Genomic DNA, 20,243 nt, shown 5'->3' with positions numbered 1-20,243 from the left:
GGTAGGATCCCTTCATGGACAAAGCGCAACTGATTAAATTGGCCAATATGCCCATGCCGTTTGGCAAATACGCCGGCCGTGTATTGATTGATCTGCCTGAAGAATACTTGCTGTGGTTTCAAAACAAAGCGGAATTCCCCGACGGCGAGCTCGGTGACTTGATGCAATTGTGCTTGGCACTCAAGGTCGAAGGCTTAGAAAGCGTCGTTAAGCCTTTGATTCGCCATGATAAAACACCAAGATGAGCATCAATCAAAACGTCGAGTCGTTGACGCAAGTAGGTACAATCGCGACGAAAGTAACGCTCAATGTGTCATGATTGCTTAACGCGCAATCACCCATTGGCGGTTGTCATCTGTCTTATCCATCATTGCGCGTAGAAGTTGTGCGCGGGCGTCGTCAGTGGGTGCAATCAGATCATAAATACCGCTTATCGGCTGGCCGTTTTCTTGGGTGTCGACCCGCATGGCGGCGGCGCAGGTTTCACCATTTTGGGTGCCAATGCATAAAGAAACGCCGGCCTCAGCGACTTCTACGCCATCTTGAAGCGCTAATTGTGCGAAGTATGCCAGCATGTTTGCATGATCTGATTCTGGCCACTGTTTGGCTTGAAGCTTGGCGTATTGGATCATTAGTGGATGGCTATCAACCCAGTAAAGCGTTAATGGATGAGTGGCTGGGGCCGCAGGCATAACGAAGGGTTCAGGTGACTGAGTGGCGGCGTGATAGATATCATAGCCGGTGAGGCTTTCTTGGGTTGGAAACTGAGCTTGTTTGACATGACAAGCCATCCAACGTTGTTTGATATCAAAATGGGAAATAATTGCCGGCGCGTTCATAAACACCCTTTTCATTGCCTACAAAGGAAACGTATCATAACCGAGTCGGCGTTTAGAACAAACCGCCCCTCGCCAATGCCCGCCAATATAGCCTGCTAGAGATCACAGCTTAAGTGTGAGTGATTTAAATATGAGCAGACGTCATGTGCTGAGTTGCGTAAAATAGGAAATAGAAATCCCATTTATTGCGATGATTGAGTTCCTCTTTTATGTCTGGTCAGCGACTGCGTGCACAATTTACCCGCCTTTATCACCACTTTAACGGCGAAGATACAGATACAGCGTTACAAGCGATCGCCGATATCCTCGTGTGCACGCGGCGCAATGCGCGGATGGTCTTGAGTAAGTTAGAGGAGCATGGTTGGTTAACATGGCAACCCTCTGTTGGGCGAGGCAAGTTGTCACGTTTAACCTTTTTACGCAGTGAATCGGCATTGCGCGAAGAGCAGGCGGCGCAATGGCTTACACAAGGTAAAATCGATCAGGCTTTAGCCTGCTTGGATCACGATTCCACCAAGCTGGTCACCTTGATTCAAAAGCAAATGGGGCCGAGTACGCAAAATGGCCGTCAAATTGTGCGTTTGCCTTATTACCGTCAATTAGAAGAACTTGATCCACGTGGTCCATTGCGTCGCTCAGAACAGCACTTGGTGGGGCAAATATTTAACGGCCTAGTGCGCTATCGGGGCAATGATCGCATTGTCGTTGCCGATTTAGCGCATCATTGGGATGCCATATCCGCAAGCCAATGGCGCTTTTACTTACGACCGGGTGTTCGGTTCCATGATGGGCGCTTGATGACGGAGCATGATGTCATTGCTAGTCTTTCCAACCTCGCGACTCGGCGCTTTTTCGCCCATGTGGCAAGTGTGACATCACCTGGGCCAAGAATGATTGATATTCACCTCTCTTGCCCGGATCCTCTTTTCGATCATGCGCTCACCCTCCCTGAAGCTTTAATTCTCCCTGCTGATTGTGATCATGATAAGCAATTTGCCTATCAGCCTGTGGGGACAGGCCCGTATCGCGTGGCTGAACGGCAAGCGCATCGTTTGGTGCTGGAAGCGTTTGACGATTACTTTGGCTATCGCGCACTGACCGATGAGATCCAAATTATGGTATTCGACGAAGCAGCCATGTGTTATCTCACACCAAGTACCACGCTCACACCCGAGCGACTGGCAAGTCATCAGACGACGTTGAGTCAAAAACTCGAAATGGATCAGGGGGCCGGATATCTGTTGCTTAATTGTCGCGATGGGCTCGCCAAACAGCCAGCGTGGCGAGAATACTTACACGCCAAGTTGTCATCGCTGCAACTGCTACCACGCTTAGCCGCGCACGGCATGGGGGAGTATCGATTATTCAACGCGTATGGATTAATGCCAGGCTGGATGCATTATGTGCAAGCGGATCGTGAGCTGACCGCACCGGGCCCGACCTCTTTGACAGTCGCGTATTTATCAGACCACCCCTTATACCCGTTGATTGCGCAAGCCATAACCAAACATTTGTCTGAAGAGGGCATCACGGTGAATGTTTTAGCGCTATCTCCGGCGGAATATTTTAGTGGTCGTTACAGTCGCAAAATTGATATTTGGTTGGGTGCGATGAGTTTCGGTGAGCGCGGACAGGTTGGGTTATTCAACTGGCTTGGTACGCATGATTTGGTGTTACATGCCTGTACGGATGCGCTTGTTACCAAGATAGAGACGGAAACACGACGTTGGCGTGAAACACAAGATGATCATTGTGCTGAAACCTTGGCGCGTTGCCTGGTTGAACACCAGATGATCCCGTTATTCCATATTTGGATGGGAGTCATGGCGACGCCAGATTTACAAGATGTCGCGTCTAATGCCGTCGGATGGTTTGACTTTAAATCGATATGGCACAAGCCCGGTTAAACCGTCGTGTGCTCTTCGAGACCAAGTGAAAAAGTCGCTGTCATGAGCAAGTATTTGTGCAGTGGTAGGCTGTCTTTTATCCGAAATAGAGGATGAAAGATACGATAGCGTCCTTCGGTTAACCCGAGGGGAGAAATGGCATCTGAGAGGCTAGTGGTTGCAGATACGAGGCGAATACCTTGCGCTCGATAGGCATCGGCATGAATGGGCTGGTGGCCTAACCACCATGAGGGAACGGCTTTACTCGCGTTCGTCCGGTCAATCCAGTGATCGCTCACAATGATCACGCGTCCAGGCTCAGAAGGGTCAGTGATACCGTTGTTGAGTAGCCAAGCTACATCACGAACTAACGCGTCTCGACAGGCATTATTGCCACTGAGTAAGCGGTGCGCAAGGATATAAATCGCGCTGTCATCTAACTGGAGTTTGTACACGGTCTGGCTATGAGGGCGAGTGTCGTCGAGAAGATGAAACTGTGCCGGTCTATCATGCGCTTCAAGCACACGCATCAAACGACGCGCTAACGCTTTACCCATATGCGTATCGCGCATGCCTCGATTGTGAACTGTCGGATAGTGATGTTCGCACAGTTTGACACAATCTTGCTGAAACTGGCGCAGTGCCAGCGAGACCAGATCATCTAACAAAAACGTTTTACTCCTACCAAAATATCGACACAGCGTTTGTGGCCAAATCGCCCTGTTCAAAGTATGCAGTATATCACTTAAATCACCCAAAAAATCAGCGAGAAACGCTACTTTGTGCGCACTTTCTCATCGTATACCATTTTACGCCAGCGGCTAACGACCGGCTCGCAGCACCTAGGTCCGGCAAGAATTTGCTTTTTGTTGCGAGCCTATTTGGTGTTAGGTTGGTGAGAAACAGGGGTTTGAAGTTATTGATAGATAGACGGGTGTCATCGGTATTGAGAGGAAAACCAAGCGTGAATATCAAGGAGCAGCTGGGGCGCGTGTTTATTTTTAGTCACTGCCTATCGATGCGTGGGCCAATGATTCGGCTCTCGACACGGGTAGGGTTGCTGCTATGGATACTTTATATACCCACTGGACAGGCTGCAAGTTACCTGTTACCCACGGACGGAAGTCGGTTAGTCGGATCCCTTGAAACACATCAGGTTGAAGAGGGCGAACACCTTGAAGCCATTGCCAAACAGTATAATGTCGGTTTTTTAGCGCTATTGGCGCTGAACCCAGGTGTGGATCCCTACTTACCTGAAGCGGGCGCCTTGATACGTTTACCTCAGCAGTACTTATTGCCGAAACCGCCCCATGAAGGGATTGTGATTAACTTGGCTGAGCTTCGCCTTTATTACTTTCCCGCGCAGGATGCCCCGGTTACCGAAACCGGAGAGCCTCTTTCATCGACAGAAAAAAACATCCGTCGGCGTGTTCATATCTTTCCCATTGGTATTGGACGGATTGGGCGAGATACGCCAAAAATGGATACCTTCATTAGTCAAAAGCGAAAAAATCCGACATGGACCCCGCCTCAGAGCATTAAAGATGAATACCGACAAACGCGCGGAATCAGCTTGCCCGATGTGGTACCCGCCGGCCCTGATAACCCCCTGGGTAAACATGCGTTACGCTTGGGTTATGGGCATGGTGAGTATTTAATCCACGGGACCAATAAATCGTTTGGGATTGGCTTACGGGTCAGTGCAGGCTGTATTCGCTTGCGGCCGAATGACATTGCTTGGTTATTTGATGCCGTGGATGTTCGTACGCCTGTGCGTATTATTGATACACCGACCAAAGTGAGTCTTGAGCCTGATGGACGTGTAATGGTTGAGGCGCATCGCCCGCTCTCTGATACGCCTGATGAGGCGGATAAACGCATCACCCGAGCACCGGATCCAAGGATTTTATCTTTATTTAAGCACTTTGGCCTGTCAACACAGCGTTACCGAGCGGCTTTAGTGGTACAAGAGGGGCTCCCGATTGAGGTAGCTTCTCTCACGTCAGCACAACAGGAAATCTGGCGACAGATAGAACAACAATCAACGTCTCAAGCAGATACGTTCGTCCCGTCAGTTAATCGCCCGGGAGTCAAAAAATAACAAACGGCGCATCGTGCGCCGTTTATTAAGATAGCTTACCGATTTAGCGTCTATTTATTTCAACGATGAGTAAGCGTTGTTAAAAGTTTATTTTGTGTATGACTGCGCCATATTATCAATGCGCTTATTCGCACGTTTGGCTTCATCATAGGCCATGCCTGATGTGTTTTTCGTCTCACTAACGTCATTTTTCATCATTGAAACGTCATTGGAGAGCGCGTCGACCTTTGCTGATAAATCATTGACGCTTTGTTGTAATGCGGTGGTATTGGTACAGCCCATCAATAAAACACTTGATACGACCGCAGCTAGAGCCATTGGACGGATTTTCATAGATAACCTCGACTGTTGTTTAAAATCGTCATAACGTTAGAAGTATCACGCTTAGACGTGACCACACCTAACCTTAGACGCTAACAAGAGATTTTGCTTGCCAACCCTTCACTTAGCTATCATACCTTGACGTAGTTAACACGAGATGACCGCTTTCGCCTTTTTTGGCTGTTTTTTGTACAACCTTACGGCCGCCGTTACTGCCTCTTATTCGCTACCGCTGTGATGTTTCATGCCAGCCATGACGGTTTTTACCGGAATTTGCTTGGTTAGCGTGTGGCCATCAGCGGTGGTTAATGTCAGTGAAATATGTTCCCCAACCTCTAAAGGTTTTACCAAGTCAAAGAGCATCACATGCAAGCCCCCCGGCTTTAGAATAACTTGCTCGCCCTTCGGCACTAAAATTTGCGCGATTTGACGCATTTCCATCATGCCATCCACCATGGCGTGTTCATGCAGTTCAACCCGTTTGGCGGCTGGTGTGCTGGCGCTCACCACTCGTTTTAGCACCTTACTTTGGTTATCCAACACCATAAAGGCCGCACTGTTGGGCGCACCAGGAGCACTCGCGCGCGCATAAGCATCATGAAGAAAAAATTCGCCATGCGCATGCGCTAGGGGAGCCAGTATAAAAGCAATAGCGGCAATAAAAGGCTTGAGAAATTTCATTGTTATTCCTTATTGTTATCAGTTACCCGTTGAACGGCGGCGACCAGCATGTCGGGGTTTAAGGTGTGTGGGATTTTTTCCAAAAGCTCGCCATCAGGCGAGAGAAAGTAGAAAAAAGAGCTATGGTCAACGGCGTAGTCCATGGCAGAGTCTTCCAGCTCGGTAATGCGATACAACACACCATAGCGTTTCGCAAGTTGATCAATTTGCGCCTTGGAGCYGCTGACGCCTGTGATTAGAGGATGGAAAAAATGCGCGTACTCGGCGGCTTTTTCGCTGGTATCACGTTTTGGATCCAGCGTGATAAATACAGGCGATACCGCCTTTTGCGTCGACTCTGGCAGCGACTTTAATGCCGCCGACAAAACCGCAAGTGATGTTGGACATACATCAGGGCAATGGGTGTAGCCGAAATAAACAATCCTTGGTCGGGGATCGTCAACATTATATAGGTTGAAAGGCTGCCCATCGGACTGCAACGCGCCAGCTTGCGCTTGTTGTTGTGTTTGTTGGTAATTGTCATAAAGGGCGCGTGCGCCTAAGCCAACACAAACGGCAATAATGGCGACTAGCCAAGCTTTTTTACTCATTATCGCTCCATGCGTACTTTAATGGGGAAATGGTTTTTTGCTTCGTTATCAAGCGTAATCGTGCCTACCCATGTCATGCTATCTTCTGTGCAGACGGGCAACATTAATTCTCCTTGGTAGGTTTGCTCATCAGTTTTTTTGAGCGCAAGCCGGTACTCACCCATGTTCATCTCCACGCCTTTGAGCTTGACCAGTAAGGTATCTCGCGCGAGTGGTTCAGGGCTGATGACCGTCAGTCTATTTGCATTCATAGGGCGCACCGTCGGCTCAGCGAGTGATGCTTGGTAGCCTTTATACTGGCAAGTCTGCTGATTGAGCACGCACGCATCTGTTAGCACGGATGAGTGTGTTGATGCGGATGCCGGGCTGTTTTCACTTTCAACAAAAGTGGTTAGCCAAGTTGGCGTAAAAAACGCAAGCGCCACCAGCATAATGATACTGGCGGGGATCAATAAACGGCGACTCACGGGCATGCGTGAGGATGAAACATTCATGGTTTAGTCCTGTTTAGGCGAGAAGCGCTCCAACAGCAATACCAGCACAAAGCCCGTAATCATGGCAATCACCGCGAGGCCAACTTGTGCCGGATGTCCCACGATTGCCTCGTACGCGCCCGGTAGAAGGTTATCTTGCATCAAAGGGACTTGTTCACCCGATGAGTTAGTCCGCCAGGTAAGAGTATGTTTCCAAGGCCAAATTTTACCCAATGTGCCTAACATTAAACCGGTAAGGAAGGCGAGTGTTACTGCATAAAAACGCTCTAATAACCAGGACAGTAAATGAGAAAAACTCAATAAGCCGACGATGGCCCCCAAGGCGAGTAAGCCGAGCATATCCCATTGGCCTTGATGTACCGCGTCTAGAATCGGGCTATACATGCCGAGCAGTAACAGTATAAAGCTGCCCGAGATCCCAGGTAGAATCATGGCGCATATGGCAATGGCGCCGGATAAAAAGACGGTGAGAGGGCTGGCTGTCAATTGCAACGGATTAGCGACGGTGATCCAATACGCAAAGCCGATACCGATAAGCGCGGCGAGTACCGTTCTTAGCGTGATTTTAGGGGCGGGGAGCTGTTTGGCGATATGCAGTGCTGACGCAATGATAAGACCAAAGAAAAACGACCACAGAGGGATGGGATGGTTGGCCAGCATCCAACTAATGCCCTTCGCTAAACCTGCGATACTGCTTAAAATTCCGGCTAATAACACACACAAAAAGGTGCCATTGATGTGTTGCCATACGGCCTTTAAGCCCTTGCGCCGCCAAAGCGAGAACAAGCTCGGGGTAATACGCCGAATACTTTCCAGCAATAGTGTATAGATGCCAGTAATAAACGCGATGGTGCCGCCAGATACGCCAGGAACGACGTCAGCGGCGCCCATTGCTACCCCTTTCAGATAGGTTGAGACCAGATTCTTGATCATAATACCATTCATCGATAAAAAGCTAAGGGCTGCATTATACCGAGATGAATCGTCAGTGATAGGCCTGCTTATACTAGGACGACTAGTCGTCTTCGCCATTTAAATTTTGAAGAGCATCAGCTAGTGCCCTCACGCGTTCATTCGTTTGATCGACAAGGCGACGAATTTCGGCTGCAGACTCTCCAGAGCGTTGTGCCAATTGTCGTACTTCATCGGCGACCACGGCAAAACCTCGGCCCGACTCACCGGCCCGAGCTGCTTCAATAGCCGCGTTGAGCGCAAGTAAGTTTGTCTGTTCGGCGATGCCGTTTATTACACCAATAATTTGTTGTATTTCGCTGCTAGATGCTTCGACTTTTGTCATTTCCTTCTCCGTTACATCAACAGCTTGGGCTCTATTGGTCACATCAATACCGTAGGAGACGAGGTAAACAGGGTTCCCTTCGGAGTCAAAAATGGGGGCGACGACAGTATCGAAACGGCGTTCGCTTCCGTCTGCAGCTGTAAACGGTAGTACTTCTTTTATTTGTTTACCCGAGAGCACATCGCTAAATGTCGATTCTCCGAGCTTATTCTTGAGGTTGTTGCTTAGAATTTCTGAGTTCGACGATGTTTCTGCGCGTAAGTGGTCAAGCATGTACGAATTAAACGAATCAGGTGTACCGTCAAGATTCCACTGCATAATGCCGTTGCTGACACTGATCGCATCAAATCGACGTTCTGCCTCAAGTGATCGTTGTTTCGCTTCGGTGATATCAGCTTGAATAGAAATAAAGCTAGATAACTGTCCGTTATCATCAAAAATTGGATTGATAGAGACAGATATCCAATAGGCATCACCGTGTTTGTTATAATTAAGGAGCTCGTCGTAAAAGGATTCGCGATTTTTTAGTTTTTGTGAGATTTTCGCGACTGTTTCGGTGTTAGTTCCTGGCCCTTGAAGCATAGTACCTGGTTTTTTACCGCGCATTTCCGACATTGTATAACCTGTGAGTTTTTCAAACCCTTGGTTAACATAACGGGTATAGCCGTCAGCATCGGTAATAATGACTGAGTTATCTGTCTCATCTGCTACCATCGATAGCATTTTGAATTCTTCCCGACGCTCAACTTCCTCTGTGACGTCTTTGACAAACGCGGTGTACTGAATCTCGTCATCAAGTTCTATTTTAGATATTGAGAAACTTCCCCAACGGTTTTCACCATTTTTACGTACGAAAGGGACTTCGCGGGTGGAGCCCACAATTTTGTTGATACCGGTTCTTCGGTTTCGATTGACTAATTCATCATGCTCATGACGGTGTTGTTAAGGTACCAACATTTTTACGTTATGGCCTAGCATTTCGTCCCGAGAGTATCCCCACATTTGCTCAGCAGATTTATTAGCAAAGGTGATGCAGTTACGGCCATCGATAGTCACGACTGCATCTAGAGCTTGCTCGAGGGTTTGATTAACAATCTCTTGAGCTTGTTTTTGTGCAGAGATATCGTGAACAAATGCGGTGTAAGTAGATTTTCCAGCATGTTTAATATGATTTAACGAGATGTTCACCCATACACGAGTTCTATCTTTTCTTTCTAGCTGTACATCGCGAGATGTTCCGACGATGCGATTTTCTTGGGTCGTACGGTGATGATTAATGAACCCGTCATGACTGCCCCGAATTTCTTCTGGAACCAGCATTTTGACGTTGTGACCTAATACTTCATTGCGTTGATAACCCCACAGCGATTCAGCAGCATCGTTGAAATAGATAACGTTATTTTTTTCGTCGATGGTCACGATAGCGTGTATCGACTGATCCAGTGTTTTTTTGTAACGTCCATCAACGACTAAGTCCTTAAACATTGGCTTGTCCTTTATTGATCATTAACACTCGTGTACTTGTGAGTGGCTGGTGGTGTCAATTTCGTGATGTGTATTGCAACTCGTAAGAAATACCGTACCACATCCGGTACTCTGATGTTGAGTAGACCGATCAACTTTAGGGTTAATATCAACACAAAAAATGGTGGGTATTTAAGGCCAAAGTGAGCGCATGAGTGTTCGATTTTCAACCATTGCCGGAATGCCTGCAGCTGAGAGCTAGAAAGGATCATTCATCAGGTTGACCTTTAATGTGTTGTAGGGGGGTCAAGCTTACTGAGAAGTGAATTGCACCAACTGTGATCGCGTTATAACTCAGTACATCGATGAGAAAATTTTTTGATAATTCAACAAAGTATCACAAAATGTAGGCTGAGACTTAATAATAACTACGCCCCCAGAAACCTCTGAGGGCGTAGTGGTGCGAGGTTAATTGCCCATCAATTGCAAGAGGTTTTCGGCGGTGACGACCGCTTCTTTGCGATTGGCAATGTTGAGTTTTTGATAAAGGTTACGGATGTGGGTTTTAATGGTTGTCCCGGCGACATCTAGTTCATGAGCAATTTGCTCGTTACTGAATCCTGAATAAATCAAGCCAAGTACCTGCCACTCCCGCTGGGTCAATGAGCTGGTTCGTACTAACTCAGGAACGTTTGGATGCTTCACCAGTTTTTCGACAAAGGCTTCATCAAAGTGGGTTGAGCGAGAGCGTTGATGGCTGGCGATTTCTTTCAGTAACTGTTGTGCACGATGACGTTCTAACGCGCCAAGCGCTTGTTGTTCGATCAACGCATGCAACAGCGATGAGATAGCGTCACCCTCAATTAAAAAGTTACCCATCATACCCGTCTGATTAGTGAGTATAAGCGCTTCTTGAAGCTGCGTTTTCGCATACTCCGTTTCATGCTCTTTACTGGCGAGCACCGCTTCCACGATAAGATTTCGGTTCTTGTCTGTCACGAGATTGGCTTGGTTCGCCTCGCGACGGAGAAAATCAATCGCTTGGCGAGCCTGATCATACTGACCTAGATGGAGGTGCGCCCGGGCGATATTACGCCATTGCAGCTGGCTAAAGTGATTACAGGCCGATGCGGGGCGAACGGCGCGATGCAGCCACTCCTCCATATGAGGAAGTTCGTGTTTGGCTTGCCAATAGAGTAACAACGATAAAGACGCGTTAGCGGTCCAATCGACATGATAAACCGACTCACGTAATAGATGCTCAATATGCTCAATGTGCTTGGCAGCTTTGTCGAGTTCACCGCGGCTGACGGCAACACGTGCGAGCATGGAGTAACTATGCAGATGCTTGCTCGGGGGCTGATTCTCTAGCACTTGGAGCCCCTTGTAGGCACAGGCTTCGGCTTCGTCTAAACGGTTCCAACACCAAAGAATTTGTGCGCGAAGACGTAAAGCAAATTCATGTAAAGGAACTTGGTGTAATTGCTGATCTTCAATGAGTTGATCGGCACTGTCGAGCAGCTCAAATGCCGCTTGCACATAGCCTTGTGCCAGAAGAATTTCACTTTGTTGTAAAATTGCCCAAAGTGCCTGGTGATACACTTGGTGCTGGCGAGCGAGTTTTTCCGTTTGTTGCATCATCGATAAGGCACGATCGAGCTCGCCGAGCACATGGTTCACCTCGCCAACGACAGATGTCGCGACAATACGGCCACGGTAATTGGCGCTATCTAGTTGCTCAAGTGCTTTTTCAGCCAGGCGCATGGCCCGCTCTGGGTCGTTGGCATTAATTGCCACCTGTGCAAGTAGCGCATTGGCATTGCCTTGATAATCAATGTCGAGCGGTATTTCGCGAGCTTGATAGGCTTTTTCTGCACTTGCTAATAGCTCACCCACTTCATGATAGCGATGCTGGCTTTGTGCAAGCCAAGCTCGAAGTAGGCTTAAACTCGGATACTGGTACAAGTACTCGTTATTTAGCTTGCTGATAGCCGCTTCGAGGGTCGATAGCTCCCCACGGTTAAACATCCGCCAACCATATTGATTCAGAATATCTGCCAACAGGGCATCATCCTCGCCATAACGTGAGTGGCGCAATGCTTGATGTGGCGATTCAAGCTTGAGCCAAGCTAAGGCCGCTTGCCGATGCAGTGTTTGTTGCTGCTGTGGGATCCGAGCCTGGCGCTCATGGGCAAGAAATTCAGCAAATAGATGGTGAAAACGGAACCAATTGTTGTCGCCTTCGAGTGGATAAATAAATAAACCGTAGCGGTTCAGAGACTCCAGCATCCCCAACGCGTCGCCGCGCTCCGTTAAGGCATAGACTAATTCATCGTTGAACATTTCTAATACCGACACTTTCATCAAAAACTGACGGGTTTCAGTATCAAGTAAATCAAACACTTCTTCCGCTAAATAGTCCCAAAGGTGGGCATGGTTAAAGCTGGCACACGAGGCCGCGCTTTGCATGAGCGTACGCTTTTGGTGCTGTGCTTGAATCGCAATCAGTTGCAATGCTGACGGCCAACCTTCAACGTAGGTACACAAGGCATTGGCGGTTGACTCATCGACCCCATCGGCCACGCGTTGATTAAAAAAGCGGGTGGTCTCTTCGTTATCAAAGGCGAGTAATTCGTTCCCGATTTCGATCATTAAGTCACGAACACGCAAGTTCGCGGTGCCCAATGGCGGGTTGGCTCGTGAAGTGACGACCAAAGTGAGGTTATCCGGCATGTGCTTGATGAAAAAACGCATGGCTTCATGGATTTCTTCGTTATCAATAAGCTGATAATCATCCAATACCAGATAGCTGGTGGCATGAAAATTCGCTAACTCGGCAAACACATCGGATAAAAGTGCACGAAGCGATGAGAATTGGCGCTTCTCAGCAAGCTTAATGGTGTTTGCGCAGCCTTCTTGCGTGGCTTGATGCAGGGCTTGTAACAAGTAGTTAATAAAGCGGAAGCTATCATTGTCACTGTCATCAATACTAAACCAGCCAACATGGGACTGATCAGCCAGCCATTGTGCGGCCATGGTTGTTTTGCCATAGCCGGCGGGGGAGCGGAACATCACTAATTTATAGTGAGGCGCTTGTTGTAGCATATCGAGCACCCGAGGGCGCAATATGGCGTTATAAAGCCGACCTGGTCGAGTAAGTTTTGATGGGATCCACATAACACACTGTCCTTAACCTCAAATACGGTGCCGGCCCCTCAGCGCGACACTGCTTTATCCTCCTTGGAGTCTATGCGACTCCTAGATAGCAAACTATGATCTCTCTCCACTCTTGTGTTGATTGCTCTAGAATGGTGCATCTACGCCCTATATTTGTGATTTATATCACAATAGTTTTTTGTTTTCGCTATCCTTTAAAATAGCTTTGTACATTTATGTGTCCTGGAAAATATAGAATTTGCGCTGGCGCACAAAAATAACAAAAGTGATTTCTTACTTTTCATGCTGCTTTTCGAATGCTTTTTGTCCCATAACGTGATGTTGATCACTGGCTTGTATGTGGATGCTAGGATTGATGAGAGGCGGCTCACTGTTGGTGTGTGACACAGCTCTCTACGCCCTGCTATCTCCTCCTTTCCGTCACTGTGAGTGGGAGGATGTTTGTTACTCTCGAGTTGGGCAGGATGAATAGCCATCAAGGTTTCATTCCATTATTGAGAGTTATGACATGACCCCAAAACAGCAACATGCCTTTGATAAAAGTGCGTTTAAAATCAGCATGGTCCAACACTTGACCCAGCTAGGTCACGCACCTGAAACCGCTCAACAACGCGATTGGTACCTTGCCTTAGGGCGTGCATTAGCTGAGCACACAACAGGCGACTTGGTGGCGACTGAAAACGATCAAGCGATCAAACAGGCAAAAAGCGTTAACTATTTATCTCTTGAATTTCTCATTGGCCGTTTGACGGGCAACAACCTGATTAGCATGGGTTTATACGATGTGATTGCTGAGGCCGTTGGTGAACTCGGTCTGGGTCTTACCGACTTATTAGAGCAAGAGCGTGACCCGTCACTCGGCAACGGTGGGCTTGGGCGTCTCGCCGCTTGCTTTATGGATTCACTCGCGGCACAGCAATATCCAGCAGTTGGCTATGGCTTACACTACGAATATGGCCTTTTCCGCCAATCTTTCGATCAAGGGGCGCAGCAAGAAGCGCCTGATGCATGGCGTGAGCCAGAAGGCTACCCTTGGGAAGTCGTCCGTCCGGACCTGACTCAAACCATTGGTTTTTATGGCCATGTTGAGGTTGTTGAGGAAGCGGGGCATACCTATCGTCAATGGGTGCCTAGCTTGAAAATCCAGGCAATGCCTTGGGACTTACCCATTGTCGGTTACCAAAGTAACACCGTTTATCCATTGCGTTTGTGGGAAGGTCGAGCACTGACACCGTTCGCGCTTGATGCTTTTAATGCGGGCGAGTACACCCATGCGCAGCAAGCTGATATTGATGCGGGTAACCTGACTAAAGTCCTTTACCCCAACGATAATCATGATGCGGGCAAGACGCTGCGTTTAATGCAGCAGTACTTCCATAGCGCCGCCTCAGTGGGTGACATTCTTCGCCGTCACTTGGAAGCCGGACATGCGTTGGCGGCGTTGCCGGAGTATGAAACCATTCAGCTTAACGATACTCACCCAACGATCGCCATTCCTGAACTGATGCGTGTGTTGCTAGATGATTATCGCTTAGGTTGGGATGAAGCGTGGGCCATTGCTAGCCGTACCTTCGCTTACACGAACCACACGTTATTACCTGAAGCGCTTGAAACGTGGAGTGAATCGCTCATGGCAGAGCTTCTTCCTCGCCATATGGAGATCATTTTCGAGATCAATCATCGTTTCTTACAAGACGTGGAGCAAAAGTGGCCTGGTGATGTGCGCAAACAGCAAGTGTTATCCGTGATCGATGATCAAGGTGAGCGCATGGTGCGCATGGCGAATCTGTGTGTGATTGGCTCTTATGCTGTCAACGGTGTCGCGGCCTTGCACTCACAGTTGGTTAAACGTGATTTATTCCCTGAGTTTGATGCGCTTTATCCAGGTCGCATTCAAAATGTGACAAACGGCATTACACCGCGTCGTTGGTTGAAATTCTGTAATCCTGATTTATCAAACTTGATCAGTGAAAAAATTGGCGAGCAGTGGCCAGCACAGCTTGAGCAACTCGAGCAGGTTGCACAATATGCTGACGACGCTGATTTTCAGAAAACCTTCATGGCGGTCAAGAAGCGCAATAAACAGCGCCTTGCTGACTGGGTAAAATCCAACCTCGATATCACGCTTAACACCGATGCGATTTTCGATGTTCAGATCAAGCGTCTACACGAATATAAGCGTCAGCACTTAAATCTATTGCATGTAATTTCGCTCTATCAGCGCTTGCTGAACGAGCCAAACTTTGACATGGCGCCACGAGTGGTCTTTTTTGCCGCTAAAGCAGCCCCAGGTTATGAACTGGCAAAATCGATCATTTTCGCTATCAACAAGGTGGCCGAAACGATCAATAACGATCCACGCGTTGGCGATAAGCTTAAAGTGGTGTTTATTCCAGACTACCGCGTAAGCATGGCAGAAATTATCATTCCAGCCGCCGATGTGTCAGAGCAAATCTCAATGGCCGGTAAAGAAGCGTCGGGCACGGGTAATATGAAAATGGCCCTTAACGGTGCCTTGACCATTGGGACCATGGATGGCGCTAACGTCGAGATCCGTGAAGAAGTGGGTGACGATAATATCTATATCTTTGGCTTAGATGTTGATGGTGTCACCGAATTACGCCAAAAAGGCTATCAACCCGAAACAGCGTACCAAAATCAACCGCTTCTAAAAGCCGCTTTAGATAGCCTATTGGATGAAACCTTCACGCCAGGGCAGCCTGGTTTGCTGCGCCCTGTCTTTGACAGCGTGATGACAAGTGGTGACCCGTACTTATGTTTGGCTGACTTTGCTGATTATGTCCGCGCACACAATGACATTGATCGTGATTATCGAGACATGTCGCAGTGGGCACGCAAAGCCATTCTTAACACCGCGCTGGTTGGTAAGTTTAGCTCTGACCGTTCCATCCGTGATTATGTTAATAATATTTGGCAGCTAAAAGCGATCAAACGCTAATTGCTAATTGCAATATAACGGGTTAACAACCTGATAGGTGGCAAGGGATTCGCCTTGCCACCTGATAATAATGACAACAATATTGCCCAATAAAAGAAGGGGGCAGACCCCTCGGAGAAAGCGATGAAAGAATCTGCATTAAAGACAGTCGCACACATGGCGAACCTTGCCGACCGTTATATCAGTGCTTGGGGCACAGAAGCGGCGGTGCCAGACAGTACCTTACATGATTTATTAACGTCACTTGGCTATGACACACGTCATGATGATGCGTTGTTGGCATCAGCGGAGAGAAAACATAAAACGGATGTGCTTGCCCCCGTACAGGTGGTGCAAGACAACGAACCGGTTGAAATTGCGCTTTACCTTGGCACCAGTGCCAGAGACAGTGATTTTAGTTGGCGTTTGGAAACCGAACAGGGCGAGTGCTTTGAAGGTTATCTTCAGTCACAAATTATTCGCGATGAACGCAGTGAGGGTGGCCCGCTCGTTTTTAGCTTACCGTGCGCTCTACCTTGGGGCTACCACCGTCTTTTTGTAAACCGAAAGCGCCGCAAATCTCCCTATCAGATGACGTTAATTATGGCGCCTTCTCAGTGCTATAAACAACCTGAACTGAACGCGCACAAAAAAATGTGGGGGCCGAGTATTCAGCTCTACACCTTACGCACTCCACATAATTGGGGCATCGGTGATTTTGGCGATCTCAAACAGTTGGTCAGTGAATTGGCGTCACGCGGGGCAGATTTTGTTGGTCTGAACCCGATTCATGCGCTTTTCCCTGCCAATCCTGAAGCTGCGAGTCCTTATAGCCCGTCATCGCGTCGCTGGCTTAATCTTTTGTATATCGATGTCAGTGCGGTGCGAGAGTTTTCATTGAGCGCCAAAGCACAGCAACTGGTCGGCAGTGCCGCGTTTCAACGTCGATTACAGGCCGTACGTGATACCCATTGGGTCGATTATAGTGAAGTTGCCGCATTGAAGATGGCGGTATTGCCGTTACTGTTTGAGGAGTTTAAACAGCGGGAGTTGCTGCAACAGACGCATCGTGGCCGCGCTTTCTTAGATTTTATTGAGCAAGGTGGTGACAGCTTAAAACAGCAAGCGACCTTTGATGCATTGCATCAACACTTGCGCGCAGACGACGAGAATATGTGGGGCTGGCCGGTGTTCCCAGAAAAGTACCGTCGTTATGAGAATGCGGCGACGCAAGCTTTTATTGAACAGCACCATGATGACATCCAGCTGTATATGTATTTACAGTGGATTGCTCAAATCCAAATCGAAGAGGCACAAGCGATCGCCGAAGAACAAGGCATGGCGCTCGGTTTATATCGCGACTTGGCGGTGGGTGTTTCAGATGCGGGAAGTGAAACATGGTCAGATAACTCGCCACTCGTGCTTGACGCCAGTGTTGGCGCGCCACCCGATATGTTGGGGCCGCGAGGACAAAATTGGGGCTTACCACCGTTTGATCCACAAGCGCTGCAAGCTTCGGGTTATCATGCGTATATTGAACTGTTGCGTGCCAATATGCGTCACTGTGGTGCATTAAGGATTGACCATGTGCTAGGTCTGTTGCGTTTATGGTGGATCCCGAAAGGCAAGAACGCCAGCGAAGGCGCGTATTTATATTACCCAGTAAAAGACATGCTTGCTATTTTGGCACTTGAATCACACCGTCATCAATGCAGTGTGATTGGTGAAGATTTAGGCACGGTGCCTGACGAAATTGGTGCGTTGCTGAGCGATGCGGGTGTGCATTCTTATAAAGTGTTCTTCTTTGAAACGTCAGAGGAAGATGGTGGATTTATTTCACCGGCCCATTATACCGAGCAAGCGATGGCAACACTTTCCACTCATGATATGCCAACCATTCGGGGATTTTGGCATTGTGATGACTTAAAAATGGGTCAAGAGCTGGGCTTGTATCCGGACGAAGCACAGCTTCAGCAGTTGTTTGATGATCGCTTAAAAGCGAAACAAGGGATCTTAGACAGTGTTCGTTGGCATGGCATGTTGCCGGAAGGTGTAGGGGCAGATGCGCGTTATGTGCCGATGGATGGCTATTTGTGTCGCGCACTACAATTGCATGTCGCAGCCGGCCAATCTGCGCTGTTGAGTGTGCAGCTTGAAGATTGGTTAGAAATGGACAAGCCAGTTAATATCCCTGGTACGGTTGATGAGTATCCTAACTGGCGACGTAAACTCTCTGTGAACCTAGATACGTTGTTTAGCCGCGAAGAGTTAAATCAACTGGCGAAGGATCTTTCGCGGGTACGCTTACACGCGAGTCATCTATCCGTTTGATCGCCTGATCACCACGCGACCACGCTCTATCCTTAGTGCTAGCCAACACACATGGGATGGAGCGTTTTTCTATAAGGAGCCTTCTGTGTCACATTCCTCTTCCTCGATGACACCATACTATACGCACCCCGATCACTACGACATCGATCTCGCGGCCTTGCACAATCCTCGCTATGCGCATCAGCTCATGGGTGCGCATCCTATGACCTTGCCGGTTAAGGGTGAGCCTATTGAAGGCGTGCGTTTTATTGTCTTTGCCCCTCATGCGCAATCGGTCAGCGTGATTGGCGATTGGAACCAATGGCACGCTGATACCGCCTTGATGACGCCCATTGAAGATGGCTTTTGGGTCGGGTTTATTGCCAACCTTGGCACACACCAACGCTATAAATACGCCTTAACCGGTCCTGATGGACAGGGTTTACCCCATAAAGCCGATCCTTACGGGGCGTACGCTGAGCCTTATCCCTCGTTTGCGTCACTGACTTATGATCAGTCTGTTTATCAATGGAACGATCATCAGTGGCAGCAACGACCCATAACCGCAAAGCATCAACAAGCCTTGTCGTTTTATGAGTTACATCTTGGCTCGTGGCAACATGATGAAAATGGCCAAATGCTGGGCTATCGCGACCTTGCTGCGCGCTTAGTGCCGTATCTGGTTGATATGGGCTATACCCATGTGGAGCTAATGCCGGTCAGTGAGCACCCTTTTTATGGGTCGTGGGGATATCAACCCATAGGGCTTTTTGCACCGACCAGCCGCTACGGATCGCCGGATGATTTTAAGTATTTTGTCGACCAATGCCATCAGGCAGGGATTGGCGTGATCCTTGATTGGGTGCCGGGGCATTTTCCCACCGATGATCATGGGCTTGCGTACTTTGATGGCACGCCTTTATATCACGATCCTGATCCGCGTCGTGGTTGGCATAATGATTGGCACTGCCATCTCTACGATATGGGTAAAGATCATGTGCGCCGCTTTCTGGTGAATAATGCGCTGTATTGGCTCGATCAATTTCACATTGATGGTCTACGCGTGGATGCCGTCGCGTCGATGCTCTATCTCGATTATTCGCGTGAGCATGACCAATGGCTCCCCAACGCTGACGGTGGCAACGAGAATTACGACGCGATCGCGACACTAAAATGGATGAACGAGTCGGTTTATCACTATTTTCCCAATGCGATGACGATTGCCGAAGAGTCCACCACATTTCCTGGCGTGTCTGCGCCCACGTATATGGGAGGGCTTGGGTTCGGATTCAAATGGAATATGGGCTGGATGCATGACAGCTTAAGTTATATCCGTGAAGAACCTGTGCATCGACGCTATCATCACGATACGCTGACCTTCCCATTGGTTTATGCGTTTAGTGAGAACTATGTGTTACCGCTATCGCATGACGAAGTGGTCTATGGTAAAGGCTCTCTGATGGGCAAAATGCCTGGCGATGAGTGGCAACAAACGGCTAATTTACGCGCCTATTTGAGCTATATGTATGGTCAACCCGGAAAAAAACTGAATTTTATGGGGGCGGAAATTGGTCAAACAGCAGAGTGGGATCACGATAGTCAACTTGAGTGGCACTGGTTGCAGTATGAACGCCACCAAGGTGTTCAAGCTCTGGTGAAAGCCCTCAATGCTCTTTATGTGTCGACGCCAGCATTGTATCGACTCGATTGTGATCCGACAGGGTTTGAATGGCGAGTCAAAGATGCGGCAGATATCAGTATCATGGCCCATGAGCGCTTGGGCGACGATGGCTCGCGAGTGCTGGTGGTGAGTAATTTCACGCCTGTACCACGTGATGGCCTTCAGCTAGGTGTACCGATGAGTGGCGACTACCAACTGGTATTAAACTCCGATGATGAGGCATTTTGGGGCAGTGGCTATCCGGTTTACCAAGTAGTGAGTACGGATAAAATATCAGCACATGAGCAACCCCAATCACTGACGCTCAATTTGCCACCGTTAGCCACGGTTTTTTATCGCTGGCAAGGGTGAGCAACTTCAAACCACGCTAGACGACCCAACGAGGAACGCACCAAGTTAATTCTTGGTGCGTTTTTATTTGTCGCCTCGCGCAGACCGCAACGCTATGTTTACTGTACCGCTTA

The 20,243-nt window shown here is 48.5% G+C and carries 14 protein-coding genes and 2 pseudogenes; 6 read left to right on the top strand and 10 right to left on the bottom strand.

Annotation, left to right across the window (positions count from 1 at the left end):
• The first annotated feature begins 14 nt into the window (after positions 1-14).
• The gene (locus BZG76_RS10860) at positions 15-245 is read left to right on the top strand and encodes a DUF3820 family protein (protein WP_077461361.1); all 231 of its coding nucleotides are present in this window, start codon (positions 15-17) and stop codon (positions 243-245) included.
• A 78-nt stretch (positions 246-323) separates the two neighbouring features.
• Here BZG76_RS10860 and BZG76_RS10855 read toward each other — a convergent pair whose 3' ends face one another.
• On the bottom strand, positions 324-839 hold the full coding sequence (locus BZG76_RS10855; RefSeq protein ID WP_077461360.1) for a hypothetical protein: 516 nt from the start codon (positions 837-839) through the stop codon (positions 324-326).
• A 209-nt stretch (positions 840-1,048) separates the two neighbouring features.
• Here BZG76_RS10855 and BZG76_RS10850 point away from each other — a divergent pair, with 209 nt between their 5' ends.
• Complete coding sequence (locus BZG76_RS10850) at positions 1,049-2,746, top strand: SgrR family transcriptional regulator (protein ID WP_021022531.1); 1,698 nt, start codon at positions 1,049-1,051, stop codon at positions 2,744-2,746.
• Here the strand turns inward: BZG76_RS10850 and BZG76_RS10845 are convergent.
• Positions 2,743-3,393: a hypothetical protein gene (locus BZG76_RS10845; protein ID WP_077461359.1), complete on the bottom strand. Its 651-nt coding sequence runs from the start codon at positions 3,391-3,393 to the stop codon at positions 2,743-2,745. The genes BZG76_RS10850 and BZG76_RS10845 overlap by 4 nt on opposite strands.
• Before the next feature lie 362 nt (positions 3,394-3,755).
• Between BZG76_RS10845 and BZG76_RS10840 the strand changes: the two genes are divergently transcribed.
• The gene (locus tag BZG76_RS10840) at positions 3,756-4,826 is read left to right on the top strand and encodes a L,D-transpeptidase family protein (RefSeq protein ID WP_077461454.1); all 1,071 of its coding nucleotides are present in this window, start codon (positions 3,756-3,758) and stop codon (positions 4,824-4,826) included.
• An 87-nt stretch (positions 4,827-4,913) separates the two neighbouring features.
• On the opposite strand, the gene BZG76_RS10835 is transcribed toward BZG76_RS10840, so the two are convergent.
• The 8 genes and pseudogenes from BZG76_RS10835 to malT all read right to left on the bottom strand — a co-directional run bounded on the left by BZG76_RS10835 (position 4,914) and on the right by malT (position 12,850).
• Complete coding sequence (locus BZG76_RS10835; RefSeq protein ID WP_021023886.1) at positions 4,914-5,159, bottom strand: Lpp/OprI family alanine-zipper lipoprotein; 246 nt, start codon at positions 5,157-5,159, stop codon at positions 4,914-4,916.
• 207 nt (positions 5,160-5,366) lie between these two features.
• Positions 5,367-5,828, bottom strand: coding sequence for a copper chaperone PCu(A)C (locus tag BZG76_RS10830; protein WP_077461358.1), 462 nt, complete (start codon positions 5,826-5,828; stop codon positions 5,367-5,369).
• Positions 5,829-5,830: 2 nt separating this feature from the next.
• Entirely contained in the window at positions 5,831-6,418 is a 588-nt protein-coding gene (locus BZG76_RS10825) for an SCO family protein (RefSeq protein ID WP_077461357.1), read from the bottom strand.
• Complete coding sequence (locus BZG76_RS10820) at positions 6,418-6,912, bottom strand: hypothetical protein (RefSeq protein WP_077461356.1); 495 nt, start codon at positions 6,910-6,912, stop codon at positions 6,418-6,420. Before BZG76_RS10820 ends, BZG76_RS10825 begins: the two co-directional genes overlap by 1 nt.
• A 3-nt stretch (positions 6,913-6,915) precedes the next feature.
• Positions 6,916-7,845, bottom strand: a complete 930-nt coding sequence (locus tag BZG76_RS10815) for a DUF368 domain-containing protein (protein ID WP_077461355.1) — start codon at positions 7,843-7,845, stop codon at positions 6,916-6,918.
• A 162-nt stretch (positions 7,846-8,007) separates the two neighbouring features.
• Positions 8,008-8,182, bottom strand: a pseudogene (locus tag BZG76_RS15675) (methyl-accepting chemotaxis protein); the annotation flags it as partial.
• Positions 8,183-8,590: 408 nt separating this feature from the next.
• Positions 8,591-9,694 (bottom strand): annotated as a pseudogene (locus BZG76_RS15565) (PAS domain S-box protein); the annotation flags it as partial.
• Positions 9,695-10,141: 447 nt separating this feature from the next.
• Positions 10,142-12,850, bottom strand: a complete 2,709-nt coding sequence (gene malT, locus BZG76_RS10805) for an HTH-type transcriptional regulator MalT (protein WP_077461354.1) — start codon at positions 12,848-12,850, stop codon at positions 10,142-10,144.
• 508 nt (positions 12,851-13,358) lie between these two features.
• Between malT and BZG76_RS10800 the strand changes: the two genes are divergently transcribed.
• The 3 genes from BZG76_RS10800 (at position 13,359) to glgB (ending at position 20,130) form a co-directional block, all read left to right on the top strand.
• Positions 13,359-15,809, top strand: a complete 2,451-nt coding sequence (locus tag BZG76_RS10800; RefSeq protein ID WP_077461353.1) for a glycogen/starch/alpha-glucan phosphorylase — start codon at positions 13,359-13,361, stop codon at positions 15,807-15,809.
• 123 nt (positions 15,810-15,932) lie between these two features.
• Positions 15,933-18,119 (top strand): 4-alpha-glucanotransferase, encoded by a 2,187-nt coding sequence (gene malQ / locus BZG76_RS10795; RefSeq protein WP_077461352.1) that lies wholly within the window; start codon positions 15,933-15,935, stop codon positions 18,117-18,119.
• Positions 18,061-20,130 (top strand): 1,4-alpha-glucan branching protein GlgB, encoded by a 2,070-nt coding sequence (glgB, locus tag BZG76_RS10790; RefSeq protein ID WP_443216265.1) that lies wholly within the window; start codon positions 18,061-18,063, stop codon positions 20,128-20,130. The genes malQ and glgB overlap by 59 nt, the downstream gene beginning before the upstream one ends.
• Positions 20,131-20,243 lie beyond the last annotated feature (113 nt).

The sequence above is a fragment of the Salinivibrio sp. AR647 genome (assembly GCF_001995415.1).
Lineage (GTDB): Bacteria > Pseudomonadota > Gammaproteobacteria > Enterobacterales > Vibrionaceae > Salinivibrio > Salinivibrio costicola.
Note: the sequence above shows the minus strand (reverse complement) of the source record. Positions and strands in the feature narration are given on the sequence as shown.

Coding starts and splice junctions, on each gene's coding strand:
- BZG76_RS10860 (WP_077461361.1), top strand. CDS start 15: ATGGACAAAGCGCAACTGATTAAATTGGCCAATATGCCCATGCCGTTT.
- BZG76_RS10855 (WP_077461360.1), bottom strand. CDS start 839: ATGAACGCGCCGGCAATTATTTCCCATTTTGATATCAAACAACGTTGG.
- BZG76_RS10850 (WP_021022531.1), top strand. CDS start 1,049: ATGTCTGGTCAGCGACTGCGTGCACAATTTACCCGCCTTTATCACCAC.
- BZG76_RS10840 (WP_077461454.1), top strand. CDS start 3,756: ATGATTCGGCTCTCGACACGGGTAGGGTTGCTGCTATGGATACTTTAT.
- BZG76_RS10835 (WP_021023886.1), bottom strand. CDS start 5,159: ATGAAAATCCGTCCAATGGCTCTAGCTGCGGTCGTATCAAGTGTTTTA.
- BZG76_RS10830 (WP_077461358.1), bottom strand. CDS start 5,828: ATGAAATTTCTCAAGCCTTTTATTGCCGCTATTGCTTTTATACTGGCT.
- BZG76_RS10820 (WP_077461356.1), bottom strand. CDS start 6,912: ATGAATGTTTCATCCTCACGCATGCCCGTGAGTCGCCGTTTATTGATC.
- BZG76_RS10815 (WP_077461355.1), bottom strand. CDS start 7,845: ATGATCAAGAATCTGGTCTCAACCTATCTGAAAGGGGTAGCAATGGGC.
- malT (WP_077461354.1), bottom strand. CDS start 12,850: ATGTGGATCCCATCAAAACTTACTCGACCAGGTCGGCTTTATAACGCC.
- BZG76_RS10800 (WP_077461353.1), top strand. CDS start 13,359: ATGACCCCAAAACAGCAACATGCCTTTGATAAAAGTGCGTTTAAAATC.
- malQ (WP_077461352.1), top strand. CDS start 15,933: ATGAAAGAATCTGCATTAAAGACAGTCGCACACATGGCGAACCTTGCC.